This is a genomic window from Streptomyces sp. NPDC007808 (assembly GCF_042868655.1).
Classification (GTDB): Bacteria; Actinomycetota; Actinomycetes; order Streptomycetales; family Streptomycetaceae; genus Streptomyces.
The window spans coordinates 193,095-213,113 of sequence record NZ_JBIAEQ010000011.1; the positions used below are offsets into that span (position 1 = coordinate 193,095).

Annotated in this window: 18 protein-coding genes and 3 pseudogenes; 8 read left to right on the forward strand and 13 right to left on the reverse strand. The window is 66.6% G+C overall.

Going from position 1 to position 20,019, the window contains the following annotated elements; genetic code table 11:
• Positions 1–332 precede the first annotated feature (332 nt).
• From ACFYNL_RS35745 to ACFYNL_RS35755, 3 genes are all read right to left on the reverse strand, one after another.
• Positions 333–1,652, reverse strand: a complete 1,320-nt coding sequence (locus tag ACFYNL_RS35745) for a CHAT domain-containing protein (protein ID WP_388811271.1) — start codon at positions 1,650–1,652, stop codon at positions 333–335.
• A 213-nt stretch (positions 1,653–1,865) separates the two neighbouring features.
• A complete protein-coding gene (locus ACFYNL_RS35750) occupies positions 1,866–2,465 on the reverse strand; it encodes a hypothetical protein (protein WP_388811273.1) in 600 nt (199 codons plus the stop codon).
• Between the two features lie 333 nt (positions 2,466–2,798).
• Entirely contained in the window at positions 2,799–3,260 is a 462-nt protein-coding gene (locus ACFYNL_RS35755; RefSeq protein ID WP_388811276.1) for a DUF6153 family protein, read from the reverse strand.
• Between the two features lie 335 nt (positions 3,261–3,595).
• On the opposite strand from ACFYNL_RS35755, the gene ACFYNL_RS35760 reads away from it, so the two are divergent.
• Positions 3,596–4,123, forward strand: a complete 528-nt coding sequence (locus ACFYNL_RS35760) for a DUF4396 domain-containing protein (RefSeq protein WP_388811278.1) — start codon at positions 3,596–3,598, stop codon at positions 4,121–4,123.
• Positions 4,124–4,195: 72 nt separating this feature from the next.
• On the opposite strand, the gene ACFYNL_RS35765 is transcribed toward ACFYNL_RS35760, so the two are convergent.
• Entirely contained in the window at positions 4,196–4,732 is a 537-nt protein-coding gene (locus ACFYNL_RS35765; RefSeq protein WP_388811280.1) for a hypothetical protein, read from the reverse strand.
• Complete coding sequence (locus tag ACFYNL_RS35770; RefSeq protein ID WP_388811283.1) at positions 4,729–4,878, reverse strand: hypothetical protein; 150 nt, start codon at positions 4,876–4,878, stop codon at positions 4,729–4,731. Before ACFYNL_RS35770 ends, ACFYNL_RS35765 begins: the two co-directional genes overlap by 4 nt.
• Before the next feature lie 100 nt (positions 4,879–4,978).
• Here ACFYNL_RS35770 and ACFYNL_RS35775 point away from each other — a divergent pair, with 100 nt between their 5' ends.
• Positions 4,979–5,548, forward strand: a complete 570-nt coding sequence (locus ACFYNL_RS35775) for a TetR/AcrR family transcriptional regulator (RefSeq protein WP_388811285.1) — start codon at positions 4,979–4,981, stop codon at positions 5,546–5,548.
• Positions 5,549–5,973: 425 nt separating this feature from the next.
• On the opposite strand, the gene ACFYNL_RS35780 is transcribed toward ACFYNL_RS35775, so the two are convergent.
• On the reverse strand, positions 5,974–6,480 hold the full coding sequence (locus ACFYNL_RS35780; RefSeq protein WP_388811288.1) for a DUF6624 domain-containing protein: 507 nt from the start codon (positions 6,478–6,480) through the stop codon (positions 5,974–5,976).
• A 90-nt stretch (positions 6,481–6,570) separates the two neighbouring features.
• Between ACFYNL_RS35780 and ACFYNL_RS35785 the strand changes: the two are divergent.
• Positions 6,571–7,323, forward strand: a pseudogene (locus tag ACFYNL_RS35785) (transposase); the annotation flags it as partial.
• Between the two features lie 30 nt (positions 7,324–7,353).
• Here ACFYNL_RS35785 and ACFYNL_RS35790 read toward each other — a convergent pair.
• On the reverse strand, positions 7,354–7,824 hold the full coding sequence (locus tag ACFYNL_RS35790; RefSeq protein WP_388811708.1) for a GNAT family N-acetyltransferase: 471 nt from the start codon (positions 7,822–7,824) through the stop codon (positions 7,354–7,356).
• A 152-nt stretch (positions 7,825–7,976) separates the two neighbouring features.
• Between ACFYNL_RS35790 and ACFYNL_RS35795 the strand changes: the two genes are divergently transcribed.
• Positions 7,977–8,696 carry a hypothetical protein gene (locus tag ACFYNL_RS35795; RefSeq protein ID WP_388811291.1) on the forward strand — a complete coding sequence of 240 codons (720 nt, stop codon included), beginning with the start codon at positions 7,977–7,979 and terminating at the stop codon, positions 8,694–8,696.
• Between the two features lie 574 nt (positions 8,697–9,270).
• Here the strand turns inward: ACFYNL_RS35795 and ACFYNL_RS35800 are convergent.
• Both ACFYNL_RS35800 and ACFYNL_RS35805 read right to left on the reverse strand, forming a co-directional pair.
• A complete protein-coding gene (locus ACFYNL_RS35800; RefSeq protein WP_388811294.1) occupies positions 9,271–9,444 on the reverse strand; it encodes a hypothetical protein in 174 nt (57 codons plus the stop codon).
• A gap of 179 nt (positions 9,445–9,623) precedes the next feature.
• Positions 9,624–10,283 carry a hypothetical protein gene (locus ACFYNL_RS35805; RefSeq protein ID WP_388811297.1) on the reverse strand — a complete coding sequence of 220 codons (660 nt, stop codon included), beginning with the start codon at positions 10,281–10,283 and terminating at the stop codon, positions 9,624–9,626.
• A 574-nt stretch (positions 10,284–10,857) separates the two neighbouring features.
• On the opposite strand from ACFYNL_RS35805, the gene ACFYNL_RS35810 reads away from it, so the two are divergent.
• Both ACFYNL_RS35810 and ACFYNL_RS35815 read left to right on the forward strand, forming a co-directional pair.
• The gene (locus ACFYNL_RS35810; protein WP_388811300.1) at positions 10,858–11,442 is read left to right on the forward strand and encodes a DinB family protein; all 585 of its coding nucleotides are present in this window, start codon (positions 10,858–10,860) and stop codon (positions 11,440–11,442) included.
• 46 nt (positions 11,443–11,488) lie between these two features.
• Positions 11,489–12,307 (forward strand): annotated as a pseudogene (locus tag ACFYNL_RS35815) (IS5 family transposase).
• Between the two features lie 439 nt (positions 12,308–12,746).
• On the opposite strand, the gene ACFYNL_RS35820 reads toward ACFYNL_RS35815, so the two are convergent.
• Positions 12,747–13,094: an ASCH domain-containing protein gene (locus tag ACFYNL_RS35820; protein ID WP_388811302.1), complete on the reverse strand. Its 348-nt coding sequence runs from the start codon at positions 13,092–13,094 to the stop codon at positions 12,747–12,749.
• A 441-nt stretch (positions 13,095–13,535) separates the two neighbouring features.
• On the opposite strand from ACFYNL_RS35820, the gene ACFYNL_RS35825 reads away from it, so the two are divergent.
• Positions 13,536–14,405: a nuclease gene (locus ACFYNL_RS35825; protein WP_388811305.1), complete on the forward strand. Its 870-nt coding sequence runs from the start codon at positions 13,536–13,538 to the stop codon at positions 14,403–14,405.
• A gap of 210 nt (positions 14,406–14,615) precedes the next feature.
• Here the strand turns inward: ACFYNL_RS35825 and ACFYNL_RS35830 are convergent.
• The 3 genes and pseudogenes from ACFYNL_RS35830 to ACFYNL_RS35840 form a co-directional block, all read right to left on the reverse strand.
• Positions 14,616–15,115: pseudogene (locus tag ACFYNL_RS35830) on the reverse strand (IS5/IS1182 family transposase); the annotation flags it as partial.
• 96 nt (positions 15,116–15,211) lie between these two features.
• On the reverse strand, positions 15,212–15,967 hold the full coding sequence (locus tag ACFYNL_RS35835) for a peptidoglycan-binding protein (protein WP_388811308.1): 756 nt from the start codon (positions 15,965–15,967) through the stop codon (positions 15,212–15,214).
• 535 nt (positions 15,968–16,502) lie between these two features.
• Positions 16,503–17,216 (reverse strand): BTAD domain-containing putative transcriptional regulator, encoded by a 714-nt coding sequence (locus ACFYNL_RS35840; protein ID WP_388811310.1) that lies wholly within the window; start codon positions 17,214–17,216, stop codon positions 16,503–16,505.
• 225 nt (positions 17,217–17,441) lie between these two features.
• Between ACFYNL_RS35840 and ACFYNL_RS35845 the strand changes: the two genes are divergently transcribed.
• A complete protein-coding gene (locus ACFYNL_RS35845; RefSeq protein WP_388811312.1) occupies positions 17,442–19,868 on the forward strand; it encodes a S8 family serine peptidase in 2,427 nt (808 codons plus the stop codon).
• Positions 19,869–20,019 lie beyond the last annotated feature (151 nt).

Consider the following 20,019-nt stretch of genomic DNA (forward strand, 5'->3'; position numbering starts at 1 on the left):
GCAGGGACCCTTGAGGATCACCCCACCATGGGTGGTGACGGCGACGAAGGAGGTCGCCTGCTCGGCGAAGGACGGGTGCGTGACCTCCTCGTAGGGCTCGGGATCCGCCGGCGTACCCCGACCGGCCGATTCCGGCCCGGGAAGCGCCCCGGGCCCACCCGGCTCCTCAGGAGGCGGGGACGCGTGCGGGGCCGGCGGCCGCGGCGCCGAGCTCGGGGCGGGCCGAGGAGCGGGCCGGGGATCCAACAAACCATCGGACATGGGCATTCCTCCCGTGTGTGTGGCAGGGGCCCTCACCGGCCCACGCGCTGCGAGGATCCGTCACGGGGCCTCTACGGCCCGATGTGGGTGAAGGGCGTCCACAGCCGGGGCTGGTCGGGCGCGTCGTCCCGTAGAGCTCGTACGGCCCGGTGAAGAGCCGGTGCGGCGGCCTCGGACCGCAGGCGTCCGTCGGTGATGACGTCCCTGTACAGCGCGCTGAAGACACGTGCCGCGACCTCGTCGTCGACGGACCACAGGGCCGCGACGACATGCCGGTAGCCGGTGTAGTGCAGCGCGGCCGCCAGCGTGATGCTCTCGTCGAGCAGGTCCACTCCGCCGACGGCGGTCTTGCAGGCGGACAGACCCGCGAAGTCCCCGCGGAACCGGCGGGCGGCGAGGTCGGCGATGCCGAGCATCCCGTCATGCAGCAGCAGACCTCCGCGGGACGGCTCGGCGAGGTCCTGGTCGCCGTGGCAGCTGAAGTGCACCCAGCGGTGTCGGCCGAGTTCGGCGTCGACGGCAGCACGTGTGGCGCCAGGACCCTCCAGGAGGGTGCGGCGCTCGGGCGGCAGGAGCGCCGTGAGCGCGTCGCGTTCCGCTGCGACGTTGCGCAACCGGGGTTGGCCCGGCGCGTCGTCCACGGAGACCACGAGCATGCGCTCGTCGGCGACGGTCCCACCCGTGGGGGAGTTCGCCGACGAGGTGTCGTCACCGGTGGGGGTACCGCCGGTGACCCGTCCGGCGCGCGCCTCCAGCAGCGCGCGCAGCGTCGGCGTGTACGAGGACACGACGCGGTCGAGCACCGTACGAGGAACTGCCTCACCGGCTGCCTCGGTGTGGTGTCCGGCAGTGTGGAGCGGGAGCAGGGTGAGAGGCCCCGTCGGGCACCACCACAGCCGGGGCCAGGGTGCGTTGGCGGGTGGGACCCGCTTCAGATCCAGTTCGTCGACAACGGGCCCGGCAACGCTGTCCCACAGGTCTTTCTGCAGCGTAGTGAGCATCTCGTCCGTGCGGCTCTCCGCCTCCAGCACGGCCCTCGCCGCGTGAAGTTCGGCCCGGATCGTGGCGGGGTTCGGGTCCTTCTCCGCCGAGTCCCGCTTCAACTGGTGGTCGTGCCGGGCTTGTTCCGCGGCATGGAGGACGTCCAGATACGTGTTGGTCCACTCGGTGGCCCGATCCAGCGTCAGATCGGGCAGTGCGCGGTCACGTACACCCTGTTCGGTCACGATCAGCGCGTCGCACCGCCATCGACTGACATTCACGATGACGACGGGGCCGCCGCTCGCGGCCGGTAACAGCCCTTCGAGGCGGGGCGGGCGCAGGAAGTCCTCGAACCCCTCCAGCTTGCGCACCCGCTCGATCAGAGCGTCCCACTCACGAGCCAGAGCCATGCGCCGGTCCACGGGCCCGCCCGGACTCGTCTCGGCCTCCGCCACGCGGTGCCCCCTCCCTCGTCCCGGAGGCTGGTCGGTATGCCGGGCCCCACTCCGGCCAGCGTAGGGAGTCCCGCACGGCGGCGTCGGTAGTTCAGCGAGTTGAGTGAGGCCGTGCGGATGTGCCGGCCGCGGCACGCCTCGGGCAGCGTTGCGGCCGCGGCGCGCGGATCAATGGTGGTGGCCGTCTTGGTGATCGGGATCCTCGGCGGGGTGGGTGCCGCTGGTGGGAGTGGTGGGCCGGGATGTCGGATCGGCGGGTGCGTCGGGGTCGGCGGTGCTGCTTCCTCCGCCGTCATGCCCTTCTTCGGTGCCCTTCTCGGTGACGGCATCGCCGTGGCTGTGGCCGCCTCCTGACTCGCTCACGCCGGGGGCGATGTGGCGCAGGCCGGCGAAGGTGAGAACGGCGGCAACGAGGACGGTGAGACCCATGAGACCGAAGATGCGCCGCCATGGCGTCTTGTCCTCTTTCAGGACGTAGGCCACGAAGGACAGGACGATGCCCAGCGGGATGAGGACGGAGCATCGGTCGGGGAGATCGGCGAAATGCTGCATGCCGCCGCTGAGCATGCCGAGGCCGAAGGAGAGCATCGTGGAGGTTCCGAGCATGCGCAGTGTCTTGCCCGGCGTGGGTTTCTCGGAGGTCAGGACGATCTCGTTGAGGACGGTTGCCACGAGGAACACCGCCGCGCCCGCTGCGGCGATCATCGAGTAGCGGGTGGGGTCCATGGGGTGGTGGACGACGGCGCCGCTGATAAGTCCCGCGCCCACGTAGTAGCCGACGTAGCCGAGGTAGCGCCATGACAGGGATGGGGCTTTCGGCCTCCTGCGACTGCGAGGGGCGGGCGACGGAGAGGAGGCGGGGGACGTGGCGGTAGCGGATGAGGAGGGCAACAGCTGGCCTTTCAGGGTGGGGCTGGATCGCAGGGCACACAGGTTCGCCACCTGTGGCGCGGCCCGCTGACGCGCAGGTCGAAGCAGGGCCGGGTGGGAGCGCGCCCGGGTCAGCCCGTGCTTCAGGTCATGGCGGGGACCAGCGAGGGGTCCAGCAGCCGAGAGGCGGGCGCGGGCGGGCGTGGGTAACGGATTGCCGGCGCGCGCCGGCTAGATCCGCAGAACCGTTGAATCCAGCACCGAGGCAGGCGCCCGTGGGGTGGCGGCCGGCGCGGTGATCAGCCTGACGGCATGGGGCGGCCGGACCGCTTGCAGCGGTGCCTCGCATGGGGCGGGCAGTTCGACGCCCTGCTGGGGCTGTGCGGACACGCACTGGTGAGCCGCGTGATCGGGCACGGGCTCCTCGTGGTGGCCGCCCGGCCGTCCGTCGTCGTGGGAGCTGGACCCGTGGTGACTGTGCTCGGTCCTCGCGGGCTCGTGCGCGGGCTCGTGCGCGTGCACCGTCGCCAGGGCGGACGCTCCCGGGTGAGCATGGCCTGCGGCGCCTTCTGCGCTGACACCGTGTGTGTACACCAGTGCGTAGAGCAGTGTGACCAGTCCCAGCAGCCGCCACGGACCCGCTGCACGAGAGCGGGACCGCAGCATGTGGAGGGTGGGCCGGGCCGCAACCATGCCGCAGAGCTTAGCCGCAGCCGGGGACTGCTCATCGGCTCCCCCGGGTGGCGAGGAACACACAGGCGAGGAGGTGTCCGGGCCGCCCGAGCCAGCCGCGGTGGTGGGTGGTCCCGCCGCCGTGATGCCACCGGCGGTGGGGGGCCGCACCCAGCGGTCACGCCATGTGACCGTAACGAGACCGACTCGAATCCACCTCCGCCGCACGTAGCCGCTCGGTGCTCCCCGGCTCGTCGCAGCCCCGTATATACCCTGGAGGAATACCCCCCTGGGGTATATCGTTTGCTGTGAGGGTCGGGCAGAGGCCACCCTGGACGGGAATGGGGATGAAGGTCATGGACCACACCGCTCACCAACACAGCACCGCACACGACCACGCCGCGCCCTCGGGTCATGCCGGCCAGGAAGGGCACGGCGGAGGATCTGCCGGAGCGTCCTGGAGCACGGCGGCGAAGGCGACCTTGCACTGCCTGACCGGGTGCGCCATCGGCGAGATCACCGGTATGGCGATCGGCACGGCCCTGCTGTGGGGCAACGTCCCCACCATGGCGCTGGCGATCGGGCTGGCATTCCTCTTCGGCTACTCGTTCACGCTGTTCGCCGTTTTCCGGGCCGGCCTGGACTTCAAGACCGCGATCAAGGTCGCGCTGGCCGCCGACACCGTCTCCATCGCGGTGATGGAACTGGTCGACAACGCGATCATCGCCCTCACGCCGGGTGCGATGGACGCCCACCTGGACGAGGCGCTCTTCTGGGGCGCGCTGCTGGGCGGCTTCGCCGTGGCCTTCCTGGTCACCACCCCGCTCAACAAGTGGATGATCGGTCGCGGTAAGGGCCACGCCGTCGTCCACGCCTATCACTGATCTCATCAGCAGCCGCCGGGCGCCCGGGAGTGACTGCCGGGGCCAACCGGTCCACCCGGGACCAGCCGAACGTCACAGCGCAGCCGGGCGCGGCAGCGGACGTTCGCGCTGACGGCGGCGCCCGTAGCGGGTCAAGCCGCGCGGTTTGAACACCGACAGGGCAGCCGCGGTCACCAGTGCCACCGCGGCGGCGGCCGCGTCCGCAATCAGCTGGATCCGCATCCCCTGTAGTTCGCCGCCGACCAGAGCGGCCCGGGCGGCGGCGTCGGCGACGTGACCGACCGGCTGCATATGGACCAGCAGCAGCGCGGTGGCGAGCATGGTGATCAACAGCTTTGCGATCACCCAGTAGTGCCGCCACAGCCCCCACACGGTGCCCAGCGACTGCACCACCCCGGTCACCAGTGTGAGCCCGGCCAGCGGCACGATCACCGCCCAGCCGATCAGCTCCATCGCCACGTACGCGCCTTGGACCGTCCGGGGCGCGGAGCTGACCAGCCCGGCCACGGCGAGTGCGAAGAACGCTGCGACGGCGCCGAGCCAGCCCAGCGAAGCGGTGACGTGCGCGGTCAGCGCCGCTTTGCGCAACGAGGCGGAAAACGGGCTCATGGCGTGTGCCCGGCCATGCCGCCGCCGGCCAGGTGGACGATCACGAACACCGCCACCAGGACCACGGCCACCGTCGCGGAGACTTTCACCCATCGCGGTGCCCGCTCATCGTCGGGCGCCTCGGGGCGAGGGGGCGATCCGGACATGGCGACCTCCACGGTTCGACGCACAGACACGATTTTTCAATACACAGTGTCTCTGGCCCGGCAGAGTGTAGCTAGTCTGCGACATTTGTATCCTTGAGAGGTGCCGAAACTGTGGAACGAGACCATCGACGCGCACCGCCAGGCGGTACGTGAGGCCATCCTGGACACCACGACCGAGCTCGTTGAGGGCGGCGGCCTCCGCTCGGTGACCATGTCGCAGATCGCCGAGAAGACCGGCATCGGCCGCGCCACCCTGTACAAGTACTTCTCCGATGTCGAGGCCGTTCTGCTGGCCTGGCACGAGCGGCACATCCAGGTCCACCTGCATCATCTGGCCAAGATCGCGGACCAGCCCGGCTCGGCCGTCGAGCGCCTGGGAGCCGTCCTCGCGGCGTACGCGGAAATCGCCCGCCGACGTCACGGCGGCGAACTGGCCGTCGTCCTCCATCAGGGCGAGCACGTCAGCCACGCCGAGCACCACCTCGCGCAGCTGGTTCAAGGCCTGATCGCGGAGGCAGCCGAAAGCGGCGATCTTCGCGGGGATGTTCCGCCCGCCGAACTCACCCAGTACTGCCTGCACGCGCTCACCGCCGCGGGTGGCCTGCCCTCGAAATCCGCCGTCGGCCGGCTCGTCGACGTCACCCTGCACGGTCTGCGTCCGCACGCCTGAACTCCCGGCCGCGCTCCCGCGCCCCCGCGTCGCGGGTCATCCTGCCGCCCCTCATCACGTGATGGGAGTGGCGATCACAGGTCGCGTTCTTCGGATCCGTACGGCGCTGGGTGAGTCGCCGATGACCGTGAGCTCGTTCTGGAGCCAGAAGGCATGGTTCCACCGGGCTTCCGCCTCGTCGGAGGCCTCCGCGATGCTGCGCCGGAACCGAGCTTCGGTGTGGTATCCGATGGTCAGGGTCGGCTGTCGTGGGTCGTCTCCGGGCGTTGTCGATGAAGAACGAGGCAGCACAGATGTCCCCTGCCTCGGCAGCTGGAGTACGTGTGCCAACCCGGCGCGCGTCCAACCCTGTTCGATCCGCTGCGACACGTCGATCCGACAGGCAAGACGCCAATGGTCCACGGGGCGCGACCGGCAAGGGGGCGTCAGGCCATCGAGAACTTGGCGACGTACTCGTCGAAGGGCTCGATGCCGACTGCCGCACGGAGTTCGTCCATGCGCTCGGGCTCTTCACAGGGCCACGGAACTGGCGCTCCGTCCTTCACACCGGCGATCTGAGTCCCGTAGACCTGCTTGCGGCCCTCATTGACCAGCGTGCGATCGCGCAGGAAGGCCAGCTCGCGCGGGCTGGCCGCGCCTGCCGACACCGCCTGCTGCATGAGACCGAGGGCGCGACGCTGAACGTCGAGCTGTCGGTCGGCGTGCTGCGCGATGAGCCACGCCGCGCGTGCGGCCTCCTCACCGACCAGTTCCGCCGTCGGCCAGCCGTACTCCTCCATGATCTCGCCGAGCCGGTCACCGTGCCGAGCGGTCAGCCGCCGCCACGCCAGCTGCTCGGCGAAGTCGTCGCTGTTCGCGTGGACTGCGCACTTGTGATCGGCCGCAGCCATCTCCGTCAACTCCACCGCCAGTGCGGCAACGTCGTGCGTCACTCTCAACTCCCCGATCGGCTCCATGGGTTGCAGCCGTCCAGCGTAGAGGCTGTTCCGTAACTGGTGGGGCGGTTGGTGCGTTGGCTGGGCATGGGTGCGGTGATCTCAGCTGATGATCCGAAGTGGATCGAGCCGTTCTTCGGACTGTTCGAGGTGCAGTTCGCCGGGCTGGTGGCGTTGCTGCGGCGTCGCGGTGGTGATGTTCAGCGCGGTCGTCCCTGGCGGCTGGCGCTGGAGGACCGAGTGTTGCTGTGGCCACGTACTGACGCACGATCCTGACGTTACGTCAGGTGGCGCCGCGGTTCGGGGTCTCGAAGTCCGCTGCCGACCGCATCCTCGATCACCTGACGCCCTGGCTGGCGATCGCGCCGGCCAGCCCCGCAAGGACACCGTCTACATCATCGGCGGCACCCTGGTGCCCACTCGTGATCGCAACGTGGCCGCGTCCGGCAAGAACTACCGGTACTCGGCGAACCTGCAGGTCGTGATCGACGCCAACAGCCGCCTGGTGTGGCGATCGGCCTGCCGTTACCCGGCAGCCGCAACGACTGCCGGGCGTTCACGGAGTCCGGCGTCGACCGTGCCTGCCGCGGCACACCGACCATTGCCGATGGCGGATACCAGGGCACCGGCCTGCTCATCCCACATCGCAAACGACGAGGCCAGGCACATCTCAGCCCGCGGCAGGAAGCGGAGAATGCCGTCCATCGCCGGGCCCGAGCCCGGGTAGAACATGCCCTGTCCCGGCTGAAGAACTGGAAGATCCTGCGGCACTGCCGGCTCAAGAGCAACGGCGTTCACCAGGTCATGCTCGGCATCGCCCGCCTGCACAACCTCGCATTGACCGTTTCAGCGGTTCCGGCGGCGGCGTGCTCAGCTCAGCGTCAAGTGCACCAGGTCGATCTCCTCGTCACGAGCCCGGGCGAAGCACCGGCTCTTCCCCGTGACGATGAAGCCGCACTTCTCCAGCACGCGGATGGAGCCGGCATTATCAGCGGCGGCGTCGGCGTGCAGCGGCCGCGCGGGCTCCAGCTTGATCAGCTCGGCAAGGGCCGAGGTGGCAATGCCCTGGCCCCAATGTGCTCGCCCGATGACGTACGTGACTTCACGCTCCGTCGGCGGGCCGAAGACAGCGGCGTGCCCTGCCACAATCCCGTCAGCGAGGATGGTTCGCAAGATCACGGACGAGTCCGAGCGCACCTTTGTCCAGTGCTGGTCGAAGTGGCCACGATCGTAGTGATACTTCCTGGTCACGGCTGCCATGTGCTGCAACTCGGAATCCGTCAGCTGCTGCCAGAAGATCGGCAGGTCACTGTCCTCAAGCTCGCGCAGGGATATGCCCATAGGCGCAGTCTCACTCTCCAGAAGATCGGTACACGGGTAGCTGGCCCAGACTAGGGCCTGTCCGATGGGTCTCTCGGAGCTGCCACCACGACAGACCTGCGAACGCGGACGCGGAGCCGCTCCTGACCGCCTTGGGAGGGTTCAATGACCAGGTGGTGAACTGGGCACAAATGCGCGACTGCAGATTCGACGTCGATCGCGTTCCTGAGCTCTTGGAGCGGGTGGAGCGCCAGGACGAGCCTGAAGCGTGGAAAGAGCTGGGTTGGCGGCTCGTCCTTGAGCACGACCTGCTGTCTCCAGCCAGTTTCGCGGCCTTGCCGCGCCTGGTGCGCCTTGCGCAACGCAGCGCGGAGGCGCGCGGCCTGGCCGGGAAGATCCTTGAGCGCGCGGCAGGGCAGCACGGCTGCGATGCTCTGCTGGCGGACTGCGCCGACGCGATCAAGGAGTTCCGTGAGGTGCTGGACCGGCACCTGCGGTCGCGGCCGGCTGACTACCTGGTGTCCTTCCGTGCCCTGCTCGCGGTCGAAGAGGAGTACCACTGGGCGAATGCTCTGGAGGGCTTCACGGACGACATCATTTGCGTGGACTGTCCTCACTGTGGCGTGGGCGTGACGATCGCCATCGGCGGCTTCGGGTGCTACTCGGAGGTGCGTGACGGGGATGAGGAGTTCCGACGGGACCTGCGTCCGGCGGCGGCCGAGGAACTCACCGGAACCGGCCGATGGATGCATGAGATGACTGTCCGCGACGGGCAGGAGGCGCTCGCCAACGGAATTGCCCACCTGTTCGGTAAAGCGGAATGCCCGCGCTGCGCCAGCGTCTTCACCGTCGCGGACGAGTACACGTCCGCCAACCGTCCGGTCATGCGGTAAGCCACGGCTACGAGCGGAGCCAGAGCCGGATCGCGGCGACGGTGACCGTGCCGTGGAAAATGCCCACCGACCCGGGGTGATCAGCAGAGGCAGGGGCGGCGCCCGCCTTCTCCGGCGAGGTGAATCCTGCGGGTGAGGCCGCCCCGAGAGCGTCCGAGTACCTCCTCAGGGTGGTACTGCCGGGGCGTGCGTCCTTTCCCGGCACCCGCGGTGGTTTCTTGCACGCTCCGGCAGCGTTGCTGGCGGGCCAGGCAGGTCGTGTAGTCCACGCTCACCATCGACCGGGCGATGCGGCCCTGGGCATCCGCGTCGGCTGGCACAGCCGGGTGGATGTTGGACCGCGTGCCACCCGCCGACCAGCGCCTGTGCCTCTCATTACGCGGCATTCCACTTGCCGAACCGCGCAGGCAGATCCCGCCACGGCACGCCGGTGCGCTGCCGCAAGAGGGCCCCGTTGATGTCCTGCGGTGGCTGGACCAACGCACCTCCGCACTGCCCGGCCGCCCGGACCTGTAGCTTGTCGATCTCGCCCATGAACACGAAGGCACGGGAACGTCGGACGGGCTGCAACTGCTCACCAGCGGATGCCCTGTGCAGATGACACGAGCAATCCGAGCAGGCTCACACCGATGATGCTTCCCATCAACTTCAGCAGTTCCTTCCGCTGGTCCGGCAGCTTCCAGGCCAACAGGCTCAGGCCCAAGAAGCTGACGGCGGTCAACCCGATGAAGAACTGAATCAGCGTCATTGCCCCTCCGCCCCCGATCGGGCGCCTCCCAAATCGGGTGGCGCCGCTGTGCCAAGCGTCGACCCGGCGGTACGTGATGTCCACCTCCGGGTCATAGACCTCGCTCCGAGCGGCCGCATCCGCTCGGAGCGAACTCGATGCCTGCATGTGACACCGGCATGGTGACCGGACGGCCACCCCTAGTCGGACAAGTGCGCCGCGTCTGCGCGTACCTTTTCCACGACCGAGGCGAGCACTCCCCGTGCCTGGAGGCTGTCGGCCACGCCGGTGGCGAGTTCCCTCGTCGTTTCGGCAGGGACCCCGTCGACCGGGGCCAACGCGAGCGCCGTCTGGTGGATCTGTTGGGCCAGTGCGATGTGCCCGAGGGTGTTGGCCGCGGCGTCCGGGGCTCCGTATGCCTTGTTGAGGAGGGGGAGCGCCAGCGCGAGGTCGGGCTCGACGGTCATGAACTCCTTGCTGCGAGGGTCGTGGGGGTCCTGGAGGAGGACGCGGCCGGGCGTAGCCGCGGTACGGCCCAGTGCCGCGGCGGCGTGCACTGCCAGGGCGCTGTCCGGGATCCGTTCCACGACATCACGCAGGACATCGATGGCGCGTTCGAGTGAGGGTGCGTGACCTCGGCTGCCGCCGAAGGCGAGCACCCTGCCGACCTCGTCGGTGTGGACGTCGGCGGCCAGATGCTCTTCCTCCCGGCTGGTGGGCGGCCGTACCTCGACGGGCAGGGCCGCGGAGAGGATGGTGCCCAAGTCGCTGCTGAGGAACGCGCGTATCTCGTAGCGTCCCGGTTCGCTTCCCCCTATCAGCAGGGAGCGCGTACCGCTGAGGACCATGGTGGGGGCCAAACCGTCCAGTCGACACGCAGGATCTCGCGTATCAGGAGCGAGGGCACGGCAGCGACCGGGCTGCCCACGCCGCCGTCCGCCTCCGGCACACTCTCGGCCGACGGGAGTTCGGGGCCGGGCCCGGACCAGGGGCGCGACCGCGGTACCTCCAGCACATAGACACCGCTGCGCGGCCGGGGCGGGCCCCGACGCGCCGGCCGTGGCACCGGCCGAATCATCCGCAAGGGCCCATGCAGCGGACGACCTGGCATCCCGGTCTCGGTCAGCGGACATGCCTTCCTCCCCCATCCGTGGCGGACCCTGGGTCACCCGGGCTCCCGGCCGACCCACCGTCCAGGGGTCGCGTAAGCACGTCAATGCGCAGAAAAGCGGATTGGCCAGGGTTTGTTCACCCATGGAAGGCGTAAGTCAAGGAAGACGTAGGCGACTTAGAGGGCGTCTCACGTGGCAAGTTTCGCCACCTTCTTGGAGTAGCTCAAGGCGGTGGCTACGGCCACGATTCGGCTCTGTCGGTCGTTGCGGTCCACGTGCGGGATCTTGAGGCCGCGAGTAGCCCATGGCAGGCTCATGCCGCATGATCGATGAATTCGCGAAGGACAACCTGCACGGGAGACTGCGGCGGGACCGCGATGCGCTGCTCTGGAAACTCGACGGCTTGTCGGAGTACGACGCCCGCCGACCTTTGACAGCGACCGGGACTAACCTCCTCGGCCTGGTCAAACACGTGGCCAGCGTCGAGGCCAGGTACTTCGGTGAGGTCTTCGACCGCCCTTCGCCGGAACCGCTGCCCCGGTGGCAGGACCACGACGGCAGTGACCTGTGGGCGACTGAGGACGAAACGCGCGATCAGATCATCGAGTCCTACCGGCGCACGTGGGAACACTCGGACGCGACGATCAACGAGCTTGCCCTCGACGCCCCCGGCCACGTGCCGTGGTGGCCGGGGCCTTATTTGAACACGAACCTGTTCGCCATCATGGTCCATGTCCTCGGCGAGACCAACCGGCATGCCGGGCACGCCGACATCCTGCGCGAAGGTGTCGACGGCCGAACCGGGATGCGCCCCGAACACGAGATGCAGATCAATGAAGAATCCCGAGCCGCCTACTGGGCCAAGATCGAGCAGGCTGCCAGATCGGCCGCATCAGTCAAGGCATAGACGGCTGTGCCATATGACTTGATGTTCGTTCGGCATGACGCCGGTCGTGGGTGCTGATCTGTCGAAGCGTCTGGTTCCTGATGAGCTCTGGGAGTTGGTCGCCCCGATGCTGCCGTCGCTCGCTGCTCGTCCGCAAGGTGGTGGGACCGCTCCGTGTGACGAGCGGGCCGTGTTCACGGCAGTGGTGTACGTGTTGACCAGCGGCTGTGCCTGGCGGCATCTGCCGCCGACGTCCGGCACGTCCTCCGCCACCGCGCATCGCCGCTTCACGGTACGGACCGGGGTCGGCCTGTGGCGTCGTCGGCTGCACCGGGCGGTGCTGGACGAACTCGGGGCCCGGGGTGAGGTGGACTGGACCTCGGCGATCGTCGACGCGGCCTCCGTTCGGGCGAAAGGGGGATCGCTGACGGGGCCGAACCCGGTCGATCGCGGCAAGAAGGGCAGCAAGCTGCACGTGCTGTCCGATGCGCAGGGCGTCCCGCTCGCCGTCGCCGTGTCAGGTGCGAACATGCACGATAGTCTCGCCCTCAAGCCGCTCATCCTCGGTATCCCCGCCGTCCGGTCCCGCCGGGGACCACGGCGTCGCCGGCCCGTCAAACTCCGCGCGGACAAGGCGTAATTCTCCGCCGGACATCTGTCCTGGCTGCGCGAGCGTGGGCTCGTCGCGCGCATCGCGCGGCCCGGCATCGAGTCCGGTGAACGCCTTGGTCGGCACCGTTGGAAGATCGAGCGGTCGATCGCTTGGCTCTTCGGCTACCGCCGCCTCACCGTGCGAGACGAGCTAAAGGGCTCGCACTTCCTCGCCTTCCTCGGCCTGGCCGCCGCCCTGACCTGCTACAAGAAGCTCGCGAAACTTGCCACGTGAGACAACCTCTTACGCTCCCCATCCATGGCACAACAGGTCTTCCTCCGGATACTCACCCGGTCCAACACCACAGGAAGAAGCGGCTATTGATGAGCGTCCTCGACCACTGCGACTACTGCGCCGAGCAGCTTGCCGGGTACAGACGGGCCCAGGACTTCGCCGAGGTGCCACAGAGCGGTCGCATGCTTGTGTGTGCTGATGCAAGCTTCGGCTGCTCCGCCGCTCCGAGTTGCTCGTTGTGCTGGTCGGATGTGACGACTGCGACTGGCACGAGGAGGCGGTACGGCGTTACCGGTCAGGGTTCGCGGGCTGACCGAGCAGGAGGGGCCGGAGCCGCAGCACATCGTCTGGTGCGACAACAATGCTCGCCATCCACTCAACGCCCCGAGGCGTGATCATGTGGGGAGGGGGAGCTCCAGTCGATGTCTGAGTCACTCACTCATTTCGCCAACCGGAAGTGCACGATGGCGATGGTGTCGGTCGGTGTGATGTGGGGGTAGTGAAGCCGCAGCCTGTCGTGAAGCTCGGCGACATCACGGAAACCGTCCGCTCGGGCGTCCGAATCGCTCAGCTGGGCCATCGTCTTGGCAGTGACCTGCGTGACGACGCCCGGTAGTGCCACGTCGTCGTCCAACTCGAACACCAGGTTCACCGGGCCCGTCTCCACCGGGTCACGGAAACGTACCGTGGTCGTCTTCTGTCCAGCGCGTACTGCATCCAGATAATCAGGATGGAAGTACAGGGTTTGAGTCGCCGTTGAGTGCTGCCGGGAAGTGGTGTCGTCCATTCGGCGTACCTTAACGGAACGTTCCAATTCTCCTTGTCTGATAATGCGGTGGATGCCAGGCCGTGAAGGTATCCGGTCGCAGCACCAGGTGCTTGGTGGGGTCCCGGTAGTTCTTCGGCCGTCACCGGAAGGCTTCACGACCGGTCCTTGCGGACGGCTTGCCAGCCCTGCAGACGACATGCCGTCCAAGCCGACGCGTGTGACTGAGTGCGGCTGCTTGGGAGGCCCGCGACGTCACCTTCCCGCCGGTGGCGTGAGCGGCGTCGAGGGAGCTGCGGCTGCTGGGACCGATGAGGCGCACCGGCGGCGACCTGAGTAAGCCGGGTTCTGGTCCGCCGATCCACCAAGTGCACGGCCTTGATACCCATTCGGACCAATCGCGCTGCAAGCAGATCGGAGGCGGGTCACGGTGAGACCAGTACGCGAGTGCGAGGAGACGCCATGCCGATGCTGCTGATCAAGGGAACGTACAAGATCATAGGAGCGAGTCCGGATGGGGATTCCGTCCGCTTCTACCCCCACGATCCGGATGAGTGGGATCTCCTGCGCGGGCGGCGGGTGCGCCGCAACCGCAGCGGTGGCGCACAACTCCGCCTCGACGGCATCGACACCCTGGAGACCCACTACCGCCCGCCCCGAGGCCCCGAGCTCCACCAGCCGGCCCCCTTCGCCGACAAAGCCGCCGACGAGTTGCTGTCCTGGCTGGGCTTCGGGGATGTGCAGCGAAACGCCGACGGCATCGTCACCAGCAGCACCCCGGAGTCCCGGCCCGGCTACATCCTCACCCGCAATGCCGACGTCCACGGGCGGTGTGTCGCCCTCGCCGGCCGCGGCACCGACGCACCGGGCAGCAGCGGCACCTTCATCAACGTCACCACCAGCCATCTGCGCGAAACGGCCAACCACCACCAGCTGGCCCAGGGCTTGGCCTACCCCACCTTCTACCGCAAGCTCTTCGTCGACCTGCGCGAGGAGATGACCGCTGCGGCGCAGCAGGCCCGGCAGGCCGGCAACGGCCTGTGGTCCAAGGACCAGACGCAGAGCGGTGTGAAGGTGGAGGGAATGTCCACCTTGACCGACGCCGCAGTGCTGTGGCCCAAACTATTCCGCCGCCTGGCCGACTACCTCCAGCTCAACGACGGCGACCCCGCCCTCGACGGCTTCCCCGACTACCTGGAGCAGCGGGACGACCGGCTCTTCATCCTCTCCACCGGACAGTGGACCGCACTCGACACAGTCGTCGACATCACCAACAGCAATACCGTCCGGCTCACCCATATGCCCGAGGACCTGGTCTTCGACGAGAAGTGACCAGCCCTGCGGGTTCCGACAGGCGTAGGCCTGATCCTGGGCCTTGCCGGCCCCGCCACGCATCGCGAAAGGACTGTTGCACCGCATCAGGACAGGTGTGCAGTGGCGTGAGGGCCGGAGCTACGGACCGTGGAAGACAGTGCACGGGCGGCGTCGCCGCTGGTCGCATGCTGGTGGGCCTGTGCTTCAACTGTGGTGCGGCCGACGTCGGGCCGCGGTGCCGGACAGCTCCCGCGTGTGGCAGTTGTTGCGGTTGCAGGGGACTGGTTTGCCCACGGCGACGGCGAGACGGGTGTCAGCGTCGATGACGACCTGGTAGTTGGTGGAGCACCGATGGTTCTTCGACTGCTCGGCGTCTGTGTGATCGCGGGTGGGGTCAGGGCGCTGTCCACGATCCGCATGGTCTCCTTGCCAAACCGCTTGCGTTGTCGAAGAGCGTGCAAGGGCCCGAGACGATCGATAATCCGGGCGACGGCAGACTTGGACACCCTGAAGAACGGGGCGAGTTGAGCAGCGTCAGTTTGGCGCGCCAGTCCACGCTGACCGGGGCAGAACCCGGTCCTGCAGCGGCAGCTCCCCGGCCTGCCCTTGCAGGCCGGGGACATACCTTCGCGCCGTAGCGCGGTGACCGACTTGCTGAACTGCTGTGGGCTCAGTTCGTTGAACGGGGCTGTCCAAGAGACTCTGACGCCAATGGCCACAGCAGACACGGCAAGATCATGGCACTCGACCAGCGGTTACGGGACAGCCGTCAGGGGGCCCACTGCGGCCGTTGCAAGTGCTTGTGCCCGGCAGTCGGCTGACGGTCATAGTACGACCAGCTTCTTCCAGGTCTTGTTACCTACAACGCCGTCCACGGCAAGCCCATTCTCCTGCTGGAACCACCTCACGGAAGCATCTGTCTTTGAGCCGAAGACACCGTCGATCACGAGGGCAGGTGTCCACCCGTGCTCATTGAGAAGTCGTTGAATGTTCTTGATCCCCTCCGCCTTGGGTGAGCCCACCTTGGCGAAAGGCTGGTCTGCCGCCTCCCGCTCCGCACGAGTGGGATAATCTGCCAGCCACTCGCTTACATGCTGAGGCAAATCGTCAGGGCCGTACTCCTGCCCCGCCTTCCACCCCTCAACGTCCTTAATCTTGTCGGCAAATTTATCTATTTGCCCGTCCGACAGATCCTTCATTAGCGTATCCGTGGTAACGCCGAGAGCTCCGGCTATTTGGGCGGCGTACACCTCGGGCTGATTCGAACCGTGCCCTGCAGGCGCGTAGAGCTTCATCATCTCCAGGATGGTCTTGGCTCGACGGTTGGGATGTCGCAGGAATTTGCGAACCGCCTGGAGCCCCGTAGCTTCACTCGGGAAGATGGCGAAAAGGTAGTTATACTTCCCTTTGTAAGCGCCATAACTTTCCGCCTCTCCGGATCGGACGATGTTTCCAGGGTTCTTGTTGGTCCAGGAGGCGGATCCGGATGTTCGCATTCTGTCTTCGTAGAACACGTAAGCAACTCCGAGGATGTTCACGACATCGCCGGGTTCCACATCTTCGGCTAGATTCCAATGCATGACTGCCTCCGTGCGTCACGGAAGCGCAGCGAGACCCTGAGAATTCCACTTGTCCTCGGGAGCTTCTGCAGAATCATCCGCGCTTCTCCATGTCTCCGGTTGCTGACCGGAGGTTGGCTTTGCGCCACTGGACATGAGTCTTCACCACGCTCGTCCTTGGGGCGTCACTGAGACGCTGAGAGGCCGTTCCCCGGTCGTTGAGGAATCGTTTTCTGCAAAGAAGTCCCCGCTCAGCCAGCTCCTGCGACCACCGCCAAGCTCATCAGATCATGGGCCAGTGCCCCTTCGCGGCACTGGCTTGGCGCTCTCGTTCAAGATCTACAACAAACCCCCGGCACCGCCCGTAAGCGGTCGATGCAGAAAAGGAGGCCGACGAGTGAAAGTCGGCCGTCGCCAGCAGCAGTGCGGGCGTATACATTCCGATGGGCAGAAGTAGGTAAGACTCGACACCGCGTCCGATGCGGAATGCCGGGCAACCGAAGCCAGTTCCTCTGGCTGGCCCGAGCTCCCTGGCTCATCCGGGTCCCGGTGGGAACTATGACCGGGACAAGTCGCGAATGAGCTGTGTCATCTGCGGCGAGGGGTTCACCCTCAGTTCGCGCTGCAAAAGCGTGCGGTACTGCTGATAGCATTTTATGGCGCTGGCAACATTTCCTTCTGCCAGGTGCACCTCGATGGCAATCCGGTGGGCGGTTTCCCGAACCGGGTCCACGGAGATCGCTTTAATGGCTGCCTGCAAAGCGGGTAGATACTGCCCGGCTCCCTGGAACGTCTGAGCGATGGTTTCGAGTGCATAAACACGGAGCTGATCCCACCTGGCTCGCTCGAACATCAACCATTCATCGGTCCAGCCGGGCAACAGTTCTTTTCCGAATGCATTTGCCATATGCTCCCAGTCGCTCTGCAGCGGCTGGCTGCCCTCGGCTCCACGCCTGGCAGCTTCCCACTCCTCGTGCAGGTCGACACTCACATCGGGGGACAGCACGAGACGTTGACCCAGGCTGGTGATTAGATCCGTCGATGCCGCTCGTCGTGCATGGCACAGCGCGGAGCGCAGATTGGCAGCGGCCCGGCAAGGGGTGCAGTCCGGCCACAAGTCCGCGGCAGCAACGCTCCGATGAGCCCCGTCTTGTTGCAGCGCAAGATAGGCCAGCAGACGCTGCGCGCCCAAAGGCAATGAAGGCCTCTGGGCACCGTTGATGAATTCGAACGGGCCTAGAAGCTCCATACGCACGCTGTTCGACGACACAACGTCCACTGTGCAGCGTGCACCTGCCACCCGCCACCCGCTGCAGAGCTGACCGAAAGACGGAAGAAGGGCTTGTGACGTGCTGAAACCTGCAGCAGCAACGCTTCGGCAACGTCTGCGGGATGCCTGATCAATGCCGCCCGAACGACCCCGAGACATCGCTGTTGGAGGCTCGGACCAGTCGGAAAGAAGCCGCCTCGATGCGCAGGTGGTGAGGAGACAACGATGGATGTGCGGTCGATCTTGAAAGGCAGCCCTCTGCAAAGCGCCCTGGGCCGCCCCGAGGTCTGCATCGCTGTGATCGACGGGCCGGTGGATCTGTCGCATCCATGCTTCGGCGGAGCCTCGATCCAACGCCTCCCCACTCTGGTGAGCGAACAGGCGGGCCGGGGGCTGATGTCGGTTCACGGAACACACGTCACCAGCCTCCTCTTCGGACAACCTCGCACCGGGCTCACCGGCATCGCCCCGTACTGCCGAGGCCTGATCCTTCCCGTGTTCAGCGACGGCGCGGAAGGCAAAGTGCCACAACTCGACCTGGCCCGCGCCATCGAGCAGGCGCTGGAAGCAGGCGCCCACATCATCAACATCAGCGGCGGAGAACGCTCGGACGACGGTGACATCGACAGCATCCTCGAGCGGGCGCTGCGTCAGTGCGCTGACAGGAACGTCCTCGTCGTTGCTGCTGTAGGCAATGACGGATGTGACTGCCTGCAGGTCCCGGCGTCCTCGCCGTCAGTCCTCGCCGTCGGCGCCACCGACGCACAGGGCCGGCCCTTGCCCTCCAACGACTGGGGTTCCGCCTACCGCACCAATGCCGTGCTCGCCCCAGGCGAAGGCATCGCAGGTGCGTCACCTGAGCGCGGCCGGATCGCCCTGAGCGGCAGCAGCTTTGCTACACCGGCCGTGTCTGGACTGGCCGCACTGCTTGTTGCGCAACAGCTCAACGAGGGAGCATCCGCTGATCCGCTCGCAGTGGGAAATGCCATCGTGCACACCGCCAAGAGACCGAATTGCGTTCCCAGCGACGCCCCCGAGTGTCGGCGAAACCTGGCGGGTCACGTCAACCCGATGCAGGCCTACGAGGCGGTTCTGCGAGGGGCTCACCCCGAGAGCGGATCTGCGGCTGCGCGGACCGGTCCTCTGGTGACCGTCCAGACGCTGTCGCCCGCAGTGCTTCCCTCATCGGGCCGTGCCCGGCTCGCATCCGTACGCCCTTCCGTTCTGACCGAGGAAACGCACGCCATGGACACCAACAGCCCCTTCTCCGCGGAAAATGCAGCTCCGAGCCAGACCAGCGACGAGCCTCGGCCGCCGCAGACTGCCACCCCTGACTCGCCCATTCAGTCCACTTCAGAGCTGGGGCACCCCAGCGCGCCGGAGAACCCGTTCCCAGCGTCTGCCGACCGGTCACCCCACGCAGCTGCCGCTGAGCCGGGCAACAGCAGTGCCCCCGTCTCCGGCAGGACCTCTCCACTCGCGGCCACGCCTCCAACGACCGGTCTGCCGGTCGAGCGCCCCGCCGTCAGCGATGGTGTCCAGCCGGCCTGCGGTGGTGGCGACGCCACGGAGAGCTGTACATGCAAGAGCGAAGCTCTTCCTACGCGTCAGCAGTACGTCTACGCCATCGGCACCATCGGCATCGACTTCGGGACGGACGCACTGCGGGACAGCTGGCGCCAGGCGATGCCATGGCCGATCAAGCACGACGAGATCACCAATGTAACAACGCAAATGCAGCCCAATATCTACGATGCGGCGCAACTCCACGCCTATTTGTCCAAGAACCCATGGGATTCGGACAAGTTGATCTGGACGCTCAACCTTGACGGTGTGACTCCGCTGTACGCGTTGGAGGCTGAGGCCCCCGCTGGGATGGACTGGACAGAAACCGTCCTCCCCACTCGTGAGTACACGAGCAAGCAAGACGTCCACCAGTTGTCCCAGAATGCGGTCAAGGACGAGGAGAAACTGGCCAGCTTGCTGGAGAATCTCTCCCACCCGCCGGTCTCCCGGGTGTACAAAATACTGAGGGATGCGTACCTCGGCCAAAGTAAACCTAGAGATGCCAAGGACTTCGTCTCCAGAGTCTCGATTCCCGGAATCCTGACAGATCGCACGGTTCGTTTGTTCTCCGGCCAGATGGTCCGCGTTGTCGAAGTCAAGTCTAGGGGGCTCAGCACCTGGAACGAGGCGCTGCTTGTGGAAAGCGTATGCGAGGCAGTTGTGGAGGACTACAACAAACGGAGAAAGACTCTCACCGACGACGAGAAAACTCACCTCCGCGAAACAATTCGTGCATTGTTCGACCAGGTCTACTACCGTTTCCGCAATCTGGGGCAGACGGGACCAGATCGTGCGCTGAACGCGGCGGGAACAAACGCATTCCTCGTGGCCGGAGAGGTGGCGGACGGGATACTGTCCGCCCAACATGTCCCGGGTTCCAGGGAGAACTTCTACGTACTGGACACAGTATCCGTCCAGAAGAGTACGTACTGTCGGCAGGGATCCGAGTGTTACGACATCAAGGTGCGATTCTTCGACCCTGAGGATGAGCGACGAGCCAGCGTCACCTATCTGTTCACGTATGACGTGAGCACCGCTTATCCCGTCACCCTGGCCCCGACACACAAGTTCATCGAGCGAGCCTGAAAGCGCTGGGAGGCGTACCCATGGAGTCCCACCAGTCGAAAAAGAACGCCCGGATGGCACTGCCGACTCAGGCGCCCCCGATCTACCGCGGTGCCGCAGAATCCGGATCCTCGAGCGCCGCACGCACGGGAACTGAGCCCGCCGCATACAC